Below are 16,850 nucleotides of genomic sequence, written 5' to 3' on the forward strand. Positions count from 1 at the left end.
CTGAGTTTCATTCGCGTCGCTGGCGATCTCTTTCCGCGAAGCTTTTGATACCAAATGAGAAACCTTGGTTTCTCACGAAATGGCACGAAATCTGCATTCCATGAACCATGCGGCCGAACGGCTTCGTCCTTTCGCAGCGCATCATAGAATCTTCTATGAAACCACGGTTTCGTGATGTAGATTTCATGAAACTAAGTTTTCACGTTGTTAAGTCATAAAGGGGAACGAACCATGGCAGCGGAAAATATGGTGCCGTCCGGCAGGTCATCGCCGGTCATCAGACAGTTGGAATCCGCCTTCACCAAAATCGGCGTCACCGGCGCCCACAAGCAAATCCTCGCCCTCGTGCTCATCGGCTGCCTGTTCGACAGCTTCGAGCAGAACACCATCGGCGTTGCCGGCCCGATCCTGAAGGAACATTGGGGCCTGACCGGAACCGACATCGGCTTCCTCAACACCATCACCTTCGGCAGCGCCGCGCTCGGCCGGCTTCTCTCCGGCATCCTAGGCGACCGCTACGGCCGCCGCGTGATGCTGACCATCAACCTCCTGCTCTTCACCATCGGCTCGGCGGCCTGCGCCATGGCGCCGAACTTCGCCACCCTCTGCTTCGCCCGCGCCATCGTCGGCTTCGGCGTCGGCGGCGAAATCTCGACGGCCGTGACCATGCTGTCGGAGTTCTGCTCGCCGAAATTCCGCGGCACGGCGGCAGGCCTCGTCAATGTGGGTGCCGGCGGCTTCGGCAACTTCCTGGCGCCGGCCTTCGGCCTGATGATCTTCACCCTCTTCCCGGGTGAAAACAGCTGGCGCTGGCTCTTCGCCGCACTTGCCCTGCCGGCCCTGCTGGTCGTCTTCTACCGCCGCTTCGTGCCTGAAACGCCCCGCTTCCTTGCCTCTCAAGGCAAGATCGACGAGGCCAACAAGGTGCTTTCGATCCTTGCCTCCGGCTCGCTGCGGCCGCGCAACCTCAAGGTCCAGGAATACCTGACCAAAGACCACCTGAAGGACGAGGAACCGGTCAAGAGCGACTGGAAGGAACTCTTCCGCGCACCCTATCTCGGCCGCACCATCCCGGTCGCCATCGCCATCCTGATGAGCTACGGCGCCCAGCTTTCGGTGCTGACCCTGATGCCGATCATCTTCGTCTCCATGGGCTATACGCTCCAGGGAAGCCTGCTCTACAGCATGATCATCCAGAGCGGCAGCGTGCTTGGCGCCATCGCCGCCTCGATGTTCGGCTATTACTTCCCGCGCAAGAAGGTGCTGACGCTCGGTGCCGTCTTCGCTTGCCTTGCCGCGGTTTCGATCGCGTATCTCGGCACGAACATCTACCTCGTCCTGACGTTCGGAGCGATCTTCCAGTTCTTCGTACTGCTGCTCAACACGTCGATCTGGATCTATGCGCCTGAACTCTTCCCCACCCGCATCCGCGCCTTCGGCGTGGCGCTGATCCTGGCAACCGGTTCGGCCGCGGGTTCCTTCATCCCCACCATCGCCGGCGCGCTCTTCGACGTCTACGGCATGGTCGGTGTCTTCGGTCTCGCCGCCAGCATGTATGCGGTCTTCGCCTTCTGCATCCAGCTCGGGCCCGAGACCTACGGCATGTCGATGGAGGATCTGACCCAGCCTGCAGGTGCCGACCTTGCAAAGGCTGACACCTCTGAAATCAAAGTCGGCGCGGAACTGAGAACGTGAGCTCACATATCCTTCTGATCAACCCGAACAGCTCGCATGCCACCAGCGACATGATGGTCGCCATCGCACGCAAAGCTGCATCAGGACGCATGGCCGTGGCAGTCGCCACGGCCATGCGGAACCCACCGATGATCGTGACCCCCGAGCAACTGTATGCAGCCGCTGCCGAGGTCGTCGAGATCGGCGAAAAGCATGAGACCGGATGCCTCGGCATCGTCGTCAGCGCCTTCGGCGATCCCGGCCTTGCCGCCCTAAAGCACCGTCTCGCGATCCCCGTGATCGGCATCTGTGAGGCCTCGATGATCGAGGCCTCACAGGGTGGCCGCAAGTTCGGCGTCGCCACCACGACGCCGGAACTGATCCAGGCGATCGACGACCGCGCCCGCGACCTCGGCGTCTGGAACCAGTACACCGGCATCCGCTGCACCTCGGGCGATCCGCTTGCGCTCTCCGCCCACCCGGAGCGGCTGCTGAAGGCCCTCGCCGACGCCGTCCGCCAATGCGTCGAACAGGATGGCGCCGAAGCCGTCATCATCGGCGGCGGCCCGCTCGGCCAAGCGGCCGAACAGCTCCAGCCGCTGTTTTCGACGCCGATCATCGCGCCGATTCCGAGCGCCATCGATCGCATGCTCGACCTGATGCAGGTTGCCGCCTGACGGGTCCCATCGCCGCAAACCCTCGCCCGAAAGGAGTAGGGGCCGTACCGCCGTAAGCCTGTTTCCACCCCTCGCTCTGTGGTATTTTCGGCCTTTCCAATTGGGCGAGACCGAAGCTGGGGCGGAGGTTGGGCGATGAAATCTCTCATTGCTGCGCTCGCCGTGGTGGCGTCATTTACCGCGGCGGCGATGGCGGGTCCGTTGCACGACGCGGCACGGGACGGTGACGTTGGACGCGTCAAAACCTTGCTCGACCAGGGAAGCAACATGGCCGAGCCCGATGCAGCCGGTGAGCCGGCGCTGTTGATCGCCGCTCTCAAAGGACGCACCGAGATCGTCGCCCTTCTCATTGACCGCGGTGGCGACATCGAGATTCGCAACAAGGGCGGCCTGACGGCCCTGCATGCGGCTGCCTATGGCGGCAATCTCGAAACCGTCAAACTGCTCGTCGCCAAGGGCGCTGCGGTCAACGACGTCTCCAACTTCTACAAGATGTCACCGCTGCATGCGGCAGCCGAAGAGGGCCATGCCGAGGTGGTCGCCTTCCTGCTCGCCAACAAGGCCGACATCGAAGCCAAGGAGCGCAACGGCTACACGCCATTGACGCAAGCAGGATGGCGCTCGCACTGGCCAGCGGCCGAGCTTCTCCTGAAGGCCGGAGCCACCTGTCAGAAGGCCGACCTCGTCGGTGAATGGCTCTACGGCGAATGCACCAAACGGCAGTAACATCCGGAAACGGAGGGCACGACATGTCTGGATATCCGATAACGGGCGCGATCGCGGCGACAGCGGCGCTGTTCGCATTCGCCGGCCCGGCACGGGCGGAAGAGCCCGTCAACACCGGCTATTTCGGCGACGTGGCGATCAAGGGTTATGATCCTGTCGCCTATTTCACCGAGAGCAAGGCAGTGGAAGGATCGCCCGAATTCACCTACCGCTGGCTCGGCGCCACCTGGCAGTTCGCCAGTGCCGAACACCGCGATCAGTTTATCAAGGAACCGACCCGCTATGCGCCGCAATATGGCGGCTATTGCGCAGATGGCGTTTCCTTCGGCACCGTGACGACCAACATCGACCCGAAGGCCTGGCGCATCATCGAGGACAAGCTGTATCTGAGCTACGATCCGGGTGCGGCCGACGGCCTCGTCAAGAACCCGAACAAGGTGGTCGATTCGCGCAAGCACTGGTCCGAGGTCGAGCAGACGCTGCTTACGGAAAAGGCGTCGATCAACTGGACGAAACCCTCGCCCTGAAATCGATCCACTTATCAGTGACCGGTGACCGCCCTCATTTCTCGACCGAGAAGAACTTCAGCGCCTGCGGTGTCACGTTGATGTAGTCGGCGGTGCGCTCACCCTTGGCCGTATTGCGATAGACGTAGCCACAGACCATACGGTCGAGGAAGTACCCGTCGTATTTTTCGCAAAGCTGATTGCCCTTCACTTCGACACGGCCGGTGATGTTCGTATTGCTGGTGCGATAGGCGGTATTGCCCGCCTTGTCGAAGAACTGCGCGAAGCTTGTGCCGTTCTTGTGCACGCCCACCCAGGTCTTGTCGACGGTCAATTGCTGCAGTTCAGCCGGCCCAAGCCGATCGCTGGGCGCACCGACGAAACCGAAGGGCCATTCCGGGATGCCCGCCACGCGCAGGCCGAAGAGATGGCGGTAGAGATCCTCTTCGCGCCAGTAGTCGTAGAGATAGCCGTAATAAGTGAGGTTTGTGTCCGGAAAGAGCTTCAGGAGTTCCGCCGCTTCCGCCGCCGCACTCGGTTGATCGCCGCGCTGCGCATAGGCCGAGGCGAGATACTCTCGCACGGCTTCTGCCTTCGGAAGCGATTTCCCAGCCGTCTCGATAAGCGGGATGGCGCGCTCCAGACGGCGTGCCGTGTAGTAGACGATGCCGGCAAGTAGCTGCAGGCTGGAGGATGGTGACGGGTCGAGCCTCAAGGCCCGGTCGATATCCTCGATCGCCTGCTCGTGTTCGCCGGTCTGCGCAAGCACCAGCGCCAGGTTGGCCAGCGCCTCGGCATCGTTGGGCTGTGCGGAGACCGCCCTGAGCGCAGATTCCTTCGCCTCCGTCGCACGCCCGTCGACCAGCTGTAGCAGCGCCAGCACCGTATGGGCGCGGGCGTTGTTGGCGTCGAGCTTCAGCGCCTGACCCGCTGCATCATAAGCAATCTTGCGCGCCACGGCCGCCGACCAGAGATAGTTGTAGTCGTTGCGCCAGACGTCGACCGCGACGCGGGCAATGCCGGCGTGGGCATCGGCGAAATCCGGGTCGAGGTCGATCGCCCGCTGATAGAAGGAGAGCGTCTGGCGGTAGGTGTCGACGTCGCGCCAGATGAGACCCTGCTGCTCGGCACGCATGTAGTTGTCGTAGGCTTCCAGATTGTCGGTTGGAATGCGCGCCAACTGGTCGCGCTCACCCTCGCTGAGCTTGACTTCGAGCGCGGCAATGATCTTGCCGATGACATCGTCCTGGACGGAGAAGAGGTCGGCATATTGCCGGTCGTAGCGCTCGGCCCAAAGCGAAAGTCCGCTCACCGCGTCGATCAGCTTGACGTTGATCCGCAGTCGCTGGTCGGCACGCTGCAACGTGCCCTCCAGCACGTAGTGCACGCCCAGTTCGGCCGCCACGTCCTGGATCCTGGTGGCGTTGCCCTTCAGCGCAAACACCGAATGGCGGGCGATGACGAACAGGCCGGAGACCTTGGACAGTTCGGTGATGAGATCGTCCGTCAGCCCTTCGGCCAGATGATCGTGGTCGCTGTCGCCACTGACATTGATGAAGGGCAGCACCGCAACGGAAGGCTGGTCCGGCAGGGGATAGGCGAAGCGCTGCGCTGGGCCTATCGACGAGATCAGCATCCAGGGCTGCCACCAGGCGACCACGGCCAGCAGGACCAGCGCGAGCAAGCCGATCCCCACACCCTTCAGCCGGGCAGCGGTCGGCGCTCCCTTCTCGGCGATCGTCTTGCCCGCGGCTTCTGGGGCGAGAAGCACGCGGTAGACACGGATCGGCTCGGCGATACCCTTGACCGTCTGCTGCCCCAACGATGCAAAGCCCACCTTCAGCCTGGAGCTGATCTGGTCATAGGCCGTACCGGAGATCGCAATGCCGCCCGGCTGCGCCAGCCCCTGCACGCGATCGGCGATATTGACCCCGTCGCCGTGAATGTCGTCGCCCTCGACGATGATGTCACCCAGGTTTATGCCGATGCGGAAATCCAGCCTTTCGCCGTCCGGGCCCTTCTCGTCCTCCACCGTTGCCTTGCGCTTCTGGATGTCGATCGCGCATAGCGCCGCGTCGACGACGCTGCGGAATTCGACGAGCAGGCCGTCGCCCATCGTTTTCACCAGGCGACCGTGATGTTCGTGAAAGAGCGGCTCCAGGATATTGGAAAGGTCAGACTGGAATCTAAGGCGCGTCCCTTCCTCGTCCAGCCGGCTCAAGCGGCTGTAACCGACGACATCCGCAATCAGGACGGCAGCGAGGCGGCGCTCCATCGACGAGCTCTCTACGTACGATGTACTCCGATGACAATGTTACCGCAGCTTGACGAGCGGCGCCATCGGCGCGCAGGGCGAGACGCTTCGCTGGCGTAACCGTTACGTACTTGCGGTACCCAGCCGAACTGGCACGATTGTCGCCGATCATCCGAAGGAATCTGCCATGCTCAAACGACGGTCTCTGCTGGTGCTCGGCGCTCTCGCAACGGCACTGCCCGCACTCCAGATGAAAAGCGCGACCGCTGCCGATATCGGCGTCTCCGCAGACGAGGCCCGCGCCATCGCCAAGGACGCCTATATCTACGGCTTCCCGCTGGTCGACAATTACCGCATCCAGCATTCCTATTTCGTCGATCGCGGCAATCCGGAGTTCAAGAGCGGCTGGAACACACTCAACAACACCGCGCGGGTCTATACGCCCGAGGACAAGGCGATCCAGACTCCGAACTCCGACACTCCTTACTCCTTCCTGGGTGCAGACCTGCGTGCCGAGCCGCTGGTATTGACGGTGCCGGCGATCGAGAAGGAGCGTTACTACTCGCTCCAGTTCATCGACATGTACACGTTCAACTTTGCCTATGTCGGCAGTCGCACCACCGGCAACGAGGCCGGCAGCTTCCTGCTGGCAGGACCGGGCTGGAAAGGCGAAACGCCGCCCGGAGTAAAGGCGGTGATCCGCGCGGAAACCGAATTCGCCTTCGTGCTTTACCGCACGCAAATGTTCAATCCTGCCGACATCGAGAACGTCAGGAAGATCCAGGCCGGCTACAAGGTCGAGCCGCTGTCGACTTTCCTTGGCCAGCCGGCACCGGCGCCGGCCGCGGCCGTCGATTTCGTCAAGCCGCTCAGCGCGGAAGAGGAAAAAACCTCGCCCGACTTCTTCAAGATCGTCAATTTCGTGCTCGGTTTTTGTCCGACGAATCCATCCGAAACCGGCCTGATGGAGCGCTTCGCCAAGATCAATGTCGGTGGCGGCAAGACCTTCGACTTCAACACCTTCTCTCCGGACATGCAGCAGGCGATCGAAGGCGGCATCGCCGACGCCTGGGCCGCCTTCAAGGAATTCAAGGAAACCGAACTCGATACCGGGAAGCGAACGAGCGCCGACAGCTTCGGCACGCGCGAGTATCTGAACGGTCGCTATCTCGACCGCATGTCCGGCGCCGTGCTCGGCATCTACGGCAACTCCAAGGACGAGGCCATCTATCCCGCCTATTTCACCAGCGACGACAAGACGCCGCTCTCGGGTGAAAACAAGTACACGCTGCGCTTCGAACCGGGCATGCTGCCCCCGGTCAACGCCTTCTGGTCGCTGACGCTCTACGAACTGCCGCAGAGCCTGCTCTACGCCAATCCGCTCAACCGCTACCTGATCAATTCGCCGATGGTTGCGAATCTGAACAAGGACGCCGACGGCGGTGTGACGCTCTACATCCAGCACGAGTCGCCGGGCGCCGAGAAGGAAGCCAACTGGCTGCCGGCACCGAGCGGCCCATTCTTCACGGCCATGCGGCTCTATTGGCCGAAGCCGGACGCATTGGACGGCAAATGGAAAGCGCCGCCGATGCAGCGCGCCAATTGATCAAAAGGAACCCCAAAGATGTTGCATTCCCGTTCTTTCTTCATGGCTGTTGCATTGGTAATCGCCGGCGCCGCACATTCGAGTGCCGCCGACCCTGTGACCGTCGGTGTCGACAATTTCATTCGCGCCGAGAGCGATATGTATGCCGCCAGCATGGTCAAGGACGGCGCCTTCGGCAAATTCCTGCACCGCCGCGAACCGGCTTCGATCGACAATCAGACCGTCATTCGCCTCAACCGCGACACGCTCTATTCGTCCGCCGTGTTCGATCTCGATGCCGGTCCGGTTACCATCGCCATGCCGGACGCGGGAAAGCGCTTCATGTCGATGCAGGTCATCAGCGAGGATCACTATGTACCCGAAGTCGTCTACGGCGCCGGTGAAACGACGCTGACCAAGGAAAAAGTAGGAACCCGATACGTCGTCGTCGGCATCCGTACCCTCGTCGATCCAGCCGACCCGAAGGATATCGCCGCGGTGCATGCGCTGCAGGACGCAATCAAGGTCAGCCAGAAGGCTGAGGGTAGGTTCGAGATCCCGGCCTGGGATCCGGCCAGTCAGAAGACCGTACGCGAGGCGCTGCTGGTGCTCGGTTCCACGATACCGGACTTCAAGAAGGCCTTCGGCACCAAACAGGAGGTCGATCCTGTTCGCCACCTGATCGGTACCGCGACCGGATGGGGCGGCAATCCGGACAAGGACGCGACCTATCTGAACGTCACACCGGCCAAGAACGACGGCAAGACGACCTACAAGCTCGATGTCAAGGACGTGCCGGTCGATGCCTTCTGGTCAGTCAGCGTCTACGACGCGCAAGGCTTCTACGAGAAGAACCCCTACAACGCCTATGCGATCAACAACATCACCGCCAAGAAGGGTGACGACGGCAGCGTCTCGATCCAGTTCGGCGGATGCGACGGCAAGATCGCCAATTGCCTGCCCGTGGTCGACGGCTGGAACTACACGGTGCGGCTCTACCGGCCGCGCAAGGAGATCCTCGATGGCTCCTGGCATTTTCCCGAGCCGCAACCTGTGAACTAGGCTTCCCGCATCACGAAACAGGCTGCGGAGGTCGCCTGCATGGAGTTCCGGGATGACGACCTCGCGGCTTTCGCCGAGCATGGCGCAACGCCCCTGCCCGCAGCAACCGTCGAGGGGCACGTCGAGCACAACGGCGCGCGCATCTGGTGTGCTGCCTACGGATCGGGCACGCCGGTCATCCTGTTGCATGGCGGCCTCGGTCACAGCGGCAACTGGGGCTTTCAGGTCCCGGCACTGCTTGAGACGGGCCACCGCGTCATCCTGATCGACAGCCGCGGACACGGCCGCAGCACCCGCGATGCAAAGCCCTACACCTATGAACTCATGGCGTCGGACGTGCTCGCGGTCATGGACAGACTGGAAATTCAAAACGCAGCCTTTGCCGGCTGGAGCGATGGCGCCTGCATCGCGCTCGTTCTTGCCTCGATGGCACCGGAACGCGTAAGCGGCGTGTTCTTCTTCGCCTGCAACATGGACCCGAGCGGAACGAGGGAGATCGAGCCGAGTCGGATGCTCGACCGTTGCTTCGGACGGCATTCCGCCGACTACAGAGCATTATCGGCAACGCCCGATGTTTTCGGCGCTTTCGTCGATGCCGTCAGCGCGATGCAAAAGACCGAGCCGAATTACACGGCCGAAGACCTCGGCAGGATCCGCGTGCCGGTCGCAATCGTCCAGAGCGAAAACGACGAATTCATCAAACGCGAGCACGCGGATTATCTCGCCCGCAGCATTCCTGGCGCCGCATTCATCCTGCTTGATGGCGTCAGCCACTTCGCACCGCTGCAGCGGCCGGACCGCTTCAATGCCGCACTCACGGCCTTCCTTGCTGCACTGGATGATGAGGCCGAACGCGACACGCAGCGCCGGCAATGACGGGCCGGAATCGACCCGCCATCATTCCCTATCGTTACTCTGCCGCCTCGGTTTCCGGCATCGGCACGTAGTTGAGGATCGGCGACAGCCAGCGCTCGACCTCGCGCACCGGCATGCGCTTGCGTTCGGCGTAGTCCTCAACCTGATCGCGTTCGACCTTGGCGACGCCGAAGTAGTAGGCCTCGGGGTGGCCGATATAGAGGCCAGACACCGACGAGCCCGGCCACATGGCATAGCTCTCCGTCAGGCTGACGCCGATTGCCGCTTCGGCATCGAGCAGCCGGAAGAGCGTCGCCTTCTCGGTATGGTCGGGTTGGGCCGGATAGCCCGGCGCCGGACGGATGCCGGCATAGGGCTCGCCGATCAGCTGCTGAGGCGTGAAGGTCTCATCGGCCGCGTAACCCCAGAGCTCCCGTCGCACGTGTTCATGCATGCGCTCGGCGAAGGCTTCGGCGAAGCGGTCGGCCAGCGCCTTGACCATGATCGAGGAGTAGTCGTCGTTGGCGCGTTCGAAACGCTCGGCGATCGCCACTTCCTCGATACCGGCCGTCACGACGAAACCGCCGACATAGTCGTTGGAGCCACTCTCGGCCGGCGCGACGAAATCGGACAGCGCCACGTTGGGGCGACCATCGCGCTTGCTGAGCTGCTGGCGTAGCGTGAAGAAGGTCGCGAGCGGCGAAGTCCGATCTTCGCCGGTGAAAAGCCGGATGTCATCGCCGACCGTGCCCGCCGGCCAGAAGCCGACAACGGCCTTCGGCGCAAACCACTTTTCCTCGATGATCTTCTTGAGCATCGCCTGCGCATCATCGAACAGCTGTCGGGCCGCAGCCCCTTGCGCCTCGTCGTCCAGGATCTTCGGATAGACACCCTTCAACTCCCAGGTCTGGAAGAATGGCGTCCAGTCGATATAGCGGGCGAGTTCTGCCAGGTCCCAGGTGTCGAATACGCGCGTGCCGAGGAAGGACGGCGCCTTCGCCCTATAGCCGGACCAGTCGATCTTGTGCTGGTTGGCGCGCGCCTGCGACAGCGGCAGCCGGCGCTTTTCCGCCTCGTTGCGCGCATGCGCGTCGGCAACCTTGCGATATTCCGCCCGCACCGTCTCCATGTAATTGTCGCGCGCCTCCGTCGACAAGAGGCTGGAGACGACGCCGACGGCACGGCTGGCATCGGTGACATAGACGGTCTGGCCGCGGTCGTAGCGCGGGTTGATCTTGACCGCCGTATGCACGCGACTGGTCGTCGCGCCGCCGATCAGAAGCGGCACGTCGAAACCTTCGCGTTCCAGTTCCGAGGCCACATGCACCATCTCGTCGAGGGACGGGGTGATGAGACCGGAGAGGCCGATGATATCCACCTTCTGCTCGCGCGCCACTTCGAGGATTTTGGCCGAGGGCACCATGACGCCGAGATCGATGATCTCGTAATTGTTGCAGGCAAGCACGACGCCGACGATGTTCTTGCCGATATCGTGCACGTCGCCCTTGACCGTCGCCATCAGGATCTTGCCGGCGCTTTCGCGCGCCTCGCCACCGTTGGCAAGCTTTTCCGCCTCCATGTGCGGCAACAACACGGCGACCGCCTGCTTCATCACACGTGCGGACTTGACCACCTGCGGCAGGAACATCTTGCCGGATCCGAAGAGATCGCCGACGACGTTCATGCCGGCCATTAGCGGGCCTTCGATGACGTGCAGCGGCCGTGCGGCGGTCAGGCGTGCTTCTTCGGTATCGGCCTCGATGTACTCGGTAATGCCATTGACGAGCGCGTGTTCGAGACGCTTCTCCACCGACCACTCACGCCAGGAGAGATCCTTTTCGCGTCCCTGCGCACCGCCCTGCCCGCGATAGCGCTCGGCAATCTCCAGCATGCGCTCGGTCGAATCGGTGCGGCGGTTGAGCACCACGTCCTCGCAAGCCTCGCGCAGATCCGGATCGATCGCATCATAGACGGCCAGCTGGCCGGCATTAACGATGCCCATGTCCATGCCCGCCTGGATGGCGTGGTAGAGGAACACAGCATGCATCGCCTCGCGCACCGGCTCGTTGCCGCGGAAGGAGAATGAAAGGTTGGAGACACCGCCCGAGACATGCACATGCGGCAGGGTCGCGATGATCTCGCGCGTCGCCTCGATGAAGTCGACGCCGTAGTTGTTGTGCTCCTCGATGCCGGTCGCGACCGCAAAGATGTTCGGGTCGAAGATAATGTCCTCGGGCGGGAAACCCGCCTTTTCGATCAAAAGCGTGTAGGCGCGCGTGCAGATCTCGACCTTGCGCGCCTTGGTATCGGCCTGACCGACCTCGTCGAAGGCCATTATGACGACGGCCGCGCCATAGGCACGGCAGAGCCTCGCGTGATGCAGGAACGCTTCTTCGCCTTCCTTCATGGAAATGGAATTGACCAGCGGCTTGCCCTGGACGCATTTCAGGCCGGCCTCGATCACCTCCCATTTCGACGAATCGATCATCACGGGAACGCGGGCGATGTCCGGCTCCGAGGCCACGAGGTTCAGGAACTCTACCATCGCCTGCTTCGAATCGATCAGGCCCTCGTCCATGTTGATGTCGATGATCTGGGCGCCGTTCGCGACCTGATCGCGCGCGACATCGAGTGCGGCCGAATAGTCGCCGGCGGTGATCAGCTTGCGGAACTTCGCCGAGCCGGTGACGTTGGTGCGCTCGCCGACGTTGACGAAGGGGATGTCGGAGGTGAGCGTGAACGGCTCCAGGCCGGAAAGACGCATCAGCGGCTCGACCTTGGGGATTTCGCGCGGCGGATGCTTGGCAACGGCCTTGGCAATGGCGCTGATATGGGCGGGCGTCGAGCCGCAGCAGCCGCCGACGATGTTGAGGAGGCCGTCGCGGGCGAAGGCTTCCACCTGCGCCGCCATCTGCTCCGGCGTCTCGTCATACTGGCCGAACTCGTTCGGCAGGCCGGCATTGGGATAGGCGCAGACGAAGGTATCGGCAACACCGGAGAGCTCATCGATGTGAGCGCGCATGGCATTGGCGCCGAGCGCACAGTTGAGCCCGATGGTGAAGGGCTCGGCATGGCGCACGGAATGCCAGAACGCCGTCGGTGTCTGGCCGGAAAGCGTGCGGCCCGAGAGGTCGGTGATCGTGCCGGAGATCATGACCGGCAGGTCGACGCCCTTTTCGGTAAAGATTTCCTTGGTCGCGAAGATCGCCGCCTTGGCGTTCAGCGTGTCGAAGATCGTCTCGATCAGAATGATGTCGGCGCCGCCGTCGATCAGTCCGCGGATCTGCTCGGCATAGGCGATCCGGAGGTCGTCGAAGGTGACGGCGCGATAGCCGGGATTGTTGACGTCGGGCGAAATCGACGCCGTACGGTTTGTCGGTCCGAGCGCACCGGCGACGAAGCGGCGACGGCCGTCCTCGGCCTCGGCGCGCTTGGCGGCGCGGCGCGCCAGCCGGGCGCCGTCGCGGTTGAGCTCATAGACCATGTCCTCCATGCCATAATCGGCCTGGGCGATCCGGGTCGAGGAGAAGGTGTTGGTCTCGAGGATGTCGGCGCCGGCGATCGCATAGGCGTAGTGGATATCTTCGATCGCTTTCGGCTGCGTCAGCGTCAGAAGATCGTTGTTGCCCTGCTGGTGACAGGCGCAGCCGCCGAATCGGTCGCCGCGGAAATGCTGCTCGATGAAGCCGAGCTGCTGGATTTCCGTGCCCATCGCGCCATCCATGATCAGGATGCGCTCATGCGCCGCGCGGGCGAGCGCCTCTTTGATCTCGGAGCCATCCGGCTTGGAGGAAACGTCACCGAAAAGGGCGCCGATGGCGGACATGGGAAATCTCCCGTTCTGAAAACGACAAACAATAAGTGAGTCAATCACATAAAGATATCTTTATGTCAACATATGAGATGATCACATTTGCCCGACAAATCAAAGAAAATGGCCCGCCGCAATTGCGACGGGCCATCGAGCACACCCCTGATTCGGAACGGTAATCCTAGAGCCGCGCCAGGCAGTCCTCTGTTTCATAGATGGCGCAGAGGATGTGGTAAAAGCTGCTCGCCGGCGCCGGTTCGTCAACGAAGCTGCCGTCGGCCTTCTGCTTGTCGCGCCAGAGGCCAGCAACGGGCGTCTCCAGGAACGTCTGGAGTGCTGCAGCCGCCCGCGCGGCCGAAGCGAGATAGCGCTCACGCTCGGTGCCATTGGTAAGCGCCGCAAAGCGGACTGCCGCCTTCAGCCACTCGGTCTGCGGCCAGAGCCGCGCGATCGGATCCGCCACCGAGAAATCGTCGAGAAGCGTCATGATCGCGACGTTTCGATCCGCGCAGATGCCATGGGCCTCGCCGATTTCGAAGAGCCGCCGCGCTTTCACGATCGCCTCGGCGCTGCCGCGACGCTCCGCCCAGCGAAGCAGCAGCCACGCCCATTCGAAGAGATGCCCGGGCTCGACGATGCGGCCCTTCTCGCCGGCCATCGGCGCCCAGTCGTGGTCGAAGAATTCACGCAGCACCCCGATCTCGGCGTCGATGAAATGGTCCATCGCCAGATCCGCAATCTCGTCGGCGAGATTGGCCCAGGCGACCTGATCGAAACCTTCTACGGCCTCGCTGGCGAGGCACGCCTCGAAGAGATGCATGTGCGGATTGGAGCAGAGCGGCAGGCGTGGGGGATTGTCTTCCTCGAAACCGGCGACCGGATGCTTGACATGCGCCTCGATCCGAGACCGAAGATCGTTGCTGCGTTCGATCATCTCTGCCTTGCGCGCCGGCGTGACCTCGGCCAGATAGGCGAAGGCGAGCAGGGCGAAAGCCTGGTTGTAAAGATCGAAGGATCCGTCGAGCAGATTGCCGTCGGCATCGGCGAGCGCGCCGTAGAAGCCGCTCGGCTGCTTGAAGACGCGATCGAAATAGGCAAGTCCGCCTTCGGCAGCACCGCGCCAGTCACCGGACCAGCCGCGTCTGCCGGCTTCGGCAAAGCAATAGACCTGCCGCGGCTGTACACGCGCACGCCGATTGGCGCGCGTCGCCTCACCGGCCATATCGATCGTTTCGACAAAACCACCGGCCGCATCGACGCCCTTGCCGCGCCAGAGCGGCAGGGCTTTGTCGGCCAGCCATTGAGACAGGCGCTGAGACTGAGAAAAGATATCGCCTGCCAACAATCAGCCCTCGAGCTTCAACGTGTCGTGATCCTTGCCGAGCAAGGTCGCCAGCGCCTCGACGACCATGTTGTGGTCCTCGCGCTGCGGCAGGCCGGAAACCGTGACTGCACCGACGCAGCCCGTGCCCTTGACGACGATAGGGAAGCTGCCGCCATGGGCAGCGTAGTCGGCATCCGATAGCCCGAGTTTCGCCTGCAGATTGGTCTGCGCCTTCGCGAGCTCGCGGCCGGTGGCATAGCTGCTCTTGAACAGCCGGAACACCGTGTTGCGCTTGCGGCGCACCCAGTTCGGATTGTCGGGTGTCGCCCCTTCAAGCGCGGCATAAAACACCTGCATCGAGAAGAGGGTAATGTCGATGACGACACCGAGCTTGCGCTCGACCGCCATCTTGCGCAGCAGTGCGCCGAGTTCCCAGGCCGTTTCGAGATCAAAGCGCTCGAACTGCAATTCCTGTTCTTGCCGCGCGATGCGGCTCAGATCCTTGTCGATATTCATGGGTCATTCCTTCCAGAGCCAGGCTGCGCCGCGCACGCCGGAGCTGTCACCATGCAGGGCCTTGCGAACAGGCGTTTCGAACGTATCGCCGAAGAGATAATTGACCACCCGTGGCGGGACGTCGTCATAGATCTCATCCACATTCGACATGCCGCCGCCAAGCACGTAGACGTCGGGGTCGACGATATTGGTAAGGAGCGCCAGGCTCCGCGCCAGCCTGTCGACGAAACGCTCGTAGACGCCCGTCGCAACCGGATCGCCAGCCCGCTTCGCTTCGATGATGTCGCGGCCACGGCGCTCGACGCCCGTGGTGATCCGGTAGTCGAGCTCGACGCCGGTGCCGCAGGCATACATGTCGAGGCAGCCGTGCTTGCCGCACCAGCACTTGTGTCCGGGATATTCGTCCCTTGTCATCCAGGGCAGCGGATAATGGCCGATCTCGGCAGCAACGCCCTGGTAGCCGGCATGGACCTTCTTGTCGATCGCCAGCCCGCCGCCATGGCCGGTACCGACGATGACGCCGAACACCACATGGGCGTCCTTGCCGGCGCCGTCGACCGCTTCTGAAACCGCCAGGCAGTTGGCGTCGTTGGCGAGCCGCACCGGACGGCCAAGCGCCGTTTCGAGGTCACGCCCGAGCGGCTTGCCGTTGATCAGCACCGCGTTGGAGTTGCGCACGATGCCGGTGCGCGGATTGGGGCTACCGGGAATGCCTATGCCGATCGAGCCCTTTTCGCCGGCCGTCTGTTCGGCCGCGGCAACGAGATCGAGAACGGCGCGAATGCAATCGTCATAGCCGCTGGTCGGGGTCGAGACGCGATGACGGGCGCGCATTTCGCCATCGCGGCCAAGCGCGATGACTTCCATTTTCGTGCCGCCCCAATCTATTCCGATGAACATATGTGGATCAGGTCTCTGATGAAGGTCTCAAAGGGGAGCGCCCGCCTCCTCAAGCCGACGCCCGCCTTGCTTAGCATTCGAAAGACCTGAAAGACCAGCCCGTTTCGTAATCGATTTAAACGCCCAGGCGATGGCGCCAACGCGCCGCCTGTCAAGACAGCCAAAGCTTGGTGCCACCTGCATTTCCGCCTGCCCATGCGCAAAAACACTTGGCGAAGAGGCCGCGCTTTTGTATGGGTGCTATCCAAGTGGTCCCGTAGCTCAGCAGGATAGAGCACCAGATTCCTAATCTGGGGGTCCCGCGTTCGAATCGCGGCGGGATCACCATAAAAATCAATTAATTAGAAAGTACCCGTTCCCCGGCAATCCCCAGAACGTTCCCCACTCGCGCTTACGCAGCACCCTATGCCCTGCCAAAGACGTGAGATCACAGTCAAACGCGTTACTCTGGTGCACGCATGGCCCTGCTGCTTGTGACCTACATGGAAATGCGCACGCAGCCCGCGGGCGAAGCGCTTCCGCCGCCGATCGAGCATGCAGCGGTCGCGTCCGAACGTCCGGATGCCGCCGCGTTCCTGTCGCTCTATCGTGCCGTCGGGGAACCGTTGCGTTGGGATCAGCGGCTGCACATGCCCGCAGCCGATCTCGGCGGCTTCCTCAGCAGTCCCACGGCGGGCTTTTATATTCTCCGCTTGAATGGTCGCGCGATCGGGCTCTGCGAGTTTGACCGTGTCGATACGCCGGATATCGAGCTCACCCATTTCGGCCTTATACCGGAGGCGTATGGCAGAAAGCTTGGACCGTTCCTCCTCGGCAGCGCGCTACGCGCCGTGTGGGTCCGCAGACCGAACCGCGTCTGGCTGCACACCGACGAATGGGATCACCCCAAGGCGCAAGACACCTACCGCCGCGCCGGTTTCAGCGTCTTTGCGCAAAAGCACGAAGAGATCGCCTAGCGCG

The 16,850-nt window shown here is 62.5% G+C and carries 13 protein-coding genes and 1 tRNA gene; 9 read left to right on the forward strand and 5 right to left on the reverse strand.

The genetic code is table 11. The annotated features are described in order from the left end of the window. The first annotated feature begins 231 nt into the window (after positions 1–231). The 4 genes from LAC81_RS16790 (at position 232) to LAC81_RS16805 (ending at position 3,604) form a co-directional block, all read left to right on the forward strand. Positions 232–1,695, forward strand: coding sequence for an MFS transporter (locus tag LAC81_RS16790; RefSeq protein ID WP_223725717.1), 1,464 nt, complete (start codon positions 232–234; stop codon positions 1,693–1,695). Then, a complete protein-coding gene (locus LAC81_RS16795; RefSeq protein ID WP_223725718.1) occupies positions 1,692–2,351 on the forward strand; it encodes an aspartate/glutamate racemase family protein in 660 nt (219 codons plus the stop codon). Before LAC81_RS16790 ends, LAC81_RS16795 begins: the two co-directional genes overlap by 4 nt. A 135-nt stretch (positions 2,352–2,486) precedes the next feature. Continuing rightward, positions 2,487–3,077 carry an ankyrin repeat domain-containing protein gene (locus LAC81_RS16800; protein ID WP_223725719.1) on the forward strand — a complete coding sequence of 197 codons (591 nt, stop codon included), beginning with the start codon at positions 2,487–2,489 and terminating at the stop codon, positions 3,075–3,077. 23 nt (positions 3,078–3,100) lie between these two features. Continuing rightward, a complete protein-coding gene (locus LAC81_RS16805) occupies positions 3,101–3,604 on the forward strand; it encodes a YHS domain-containing (seleno)protein (RefSeq protein ID WP_223725720.1) in 504 nt (167 codons plus the stop codon). A 34-nt stretch (positions 3,605–3,638) separates the two neighbouring features. On the opposite strand, the gene LAC81_RS16810 is transcribed toward LAC81_RS16805, so the two are convergent. Beyond that, complete coding sequence (locus LAC81_RS16810; protein ID WP_223725721.1) at positions 3,639–5,858, reverse strand: adenylate/guanylate cyclase domain-containing protein; 2,220 nt, start codon at positions 5,856–5,858, stop codon at positions 3,639–3,641. Positions 5,859–6,024: 166 nt separating this feature from the next. Here LAC81_RS16810 and LAC81_RS16815 point away from each other — a divergent pair, with 166 nt between their 5' ends. The 3 genes from LAC81_RS16815 to LAC81_RS16825 are packed head-to-tail and all read left to right on the forward strand — an operon-like array spanning position 6,025 to position 9,360. Continuing rightward, positions 6,025–7,443, forward strand: a complete 1,419-nt coding sequence (locus LAC81_RS16815; RefSeq protein WP_419195781.1) for a DUF1254 domain-containing protein — start codon at positions 6,025–6,027, stop codon at positions 7,441–7,443. A gap of 18 nt (positions 7,444–7,461) precedes the next feature. Continuing rightward, complete coding sequence (locus LAC81_RS16820; RefSeq protein WP_223725722.1) at positions 7,462–8,484, forward strand: DUF1254 domain-containing protein; 1,023 nt, start codon at positions 7,462–7,464, stop codon at positions 8,482–8,484. A gap of 39 nt (positions 8,485–8,523) precedes the next feature. Continuing rightward, entirely contained in the window at positions 8,524–9,360 is an 837-nt protein-coding gene (locus LAC81_RS16825; protein ID WP_223725723.1) for an alpha/beta fold hydrolase, read from the forward strand. A 34-nt stretch (positions 9,361–9,394) separates the two neighbouring features. On the opposite strand, the gene metH is transcribed toward LAC81_RS16825, so the two are convergent. From metH to LAC81_RS16845, 4 genes are all read right to left on the reverse strand, one after another. After that, positions 9,395–13,165, reverse strand: a complete 3,771-nt coding sequence (gene metH / locus LAC81_RS16830; protein ID WP_223725724.1) for a methionine synthase — start codon at positions 13,163–13,165, stop codon at positions 9,395–9,397. A gap of 166 nt (positions 13,166–13,331) precedes the next feature. Next, complete coding sequence (locus LAC81_RS16835; protein WP_223725725.1) at positions 13,332–14,492, reverse strand: AGE family epimerase/isomerase; 1,161 nt, start codon at positions 14,490–14,492, stop codon at positions 13,332–13,334. Between the two features lie 3 nt (positions 14,493–14,495). Next, on the reverse strand, positions 14,496–14,990 hold the full coding sequence (locus LAC81_RS16840) for a heme-degrading domain-containing protein (protein ID WP_223725726.1): 495 nt from the start codon (positions 14,988–14,990) through the stop codon (positions 14,496–14,498). Between the two features lie 3 nt (positions 14,991–14,993). Beyond that, positions 14,994–15,890, reverse strand: a complete 897-nt coding sequence (locus LAC81_RS16845) for an ROK family protein (protein WP_223725727.1) — start codon at positions 15,888–15,890, stop codon at positions 14,994–14,996. A 250-nt stretch (positions 15,891–16,140) separates the two neighbouring features. On the opposite strand from LAC81_RS16845, the gene LAC81_RS16850 reads away from it, so the two are divergent. Together LAC81_RS16850 and LAC81_RS16855 are read left to right on the forward strand one after the other, a co-directional pair. Further along, positions 16,141–16,217 (forward strand) — tRNA-Arg (locus tag LAC81_RS16850). A gap of 131 nt (positions 16,218–16,348) precedes the next feature. Further along, entirely contained in the window at positions 16,349–16,846 is a 498-nt protein-coding gene (locus tag LAC81_RS16855) for a GNAT family N-acetyltransferase (protein WP_223725728.1), read from the forward strand. The last annotated feature ends 4 nt before the right edge of the window (positions 16,847–16,850 follow it).

The sequence above is a fragment of the Ensifer adhaerens genome (assembly GCF_020035535.1).
In the GTDB taxonomy this organism is placed as follows: domain Bacteria; phylum Pseudomonadota; class Alphaproteobacteria; order Rhizobiales; family Rhizobiaceae; genus Ensifer.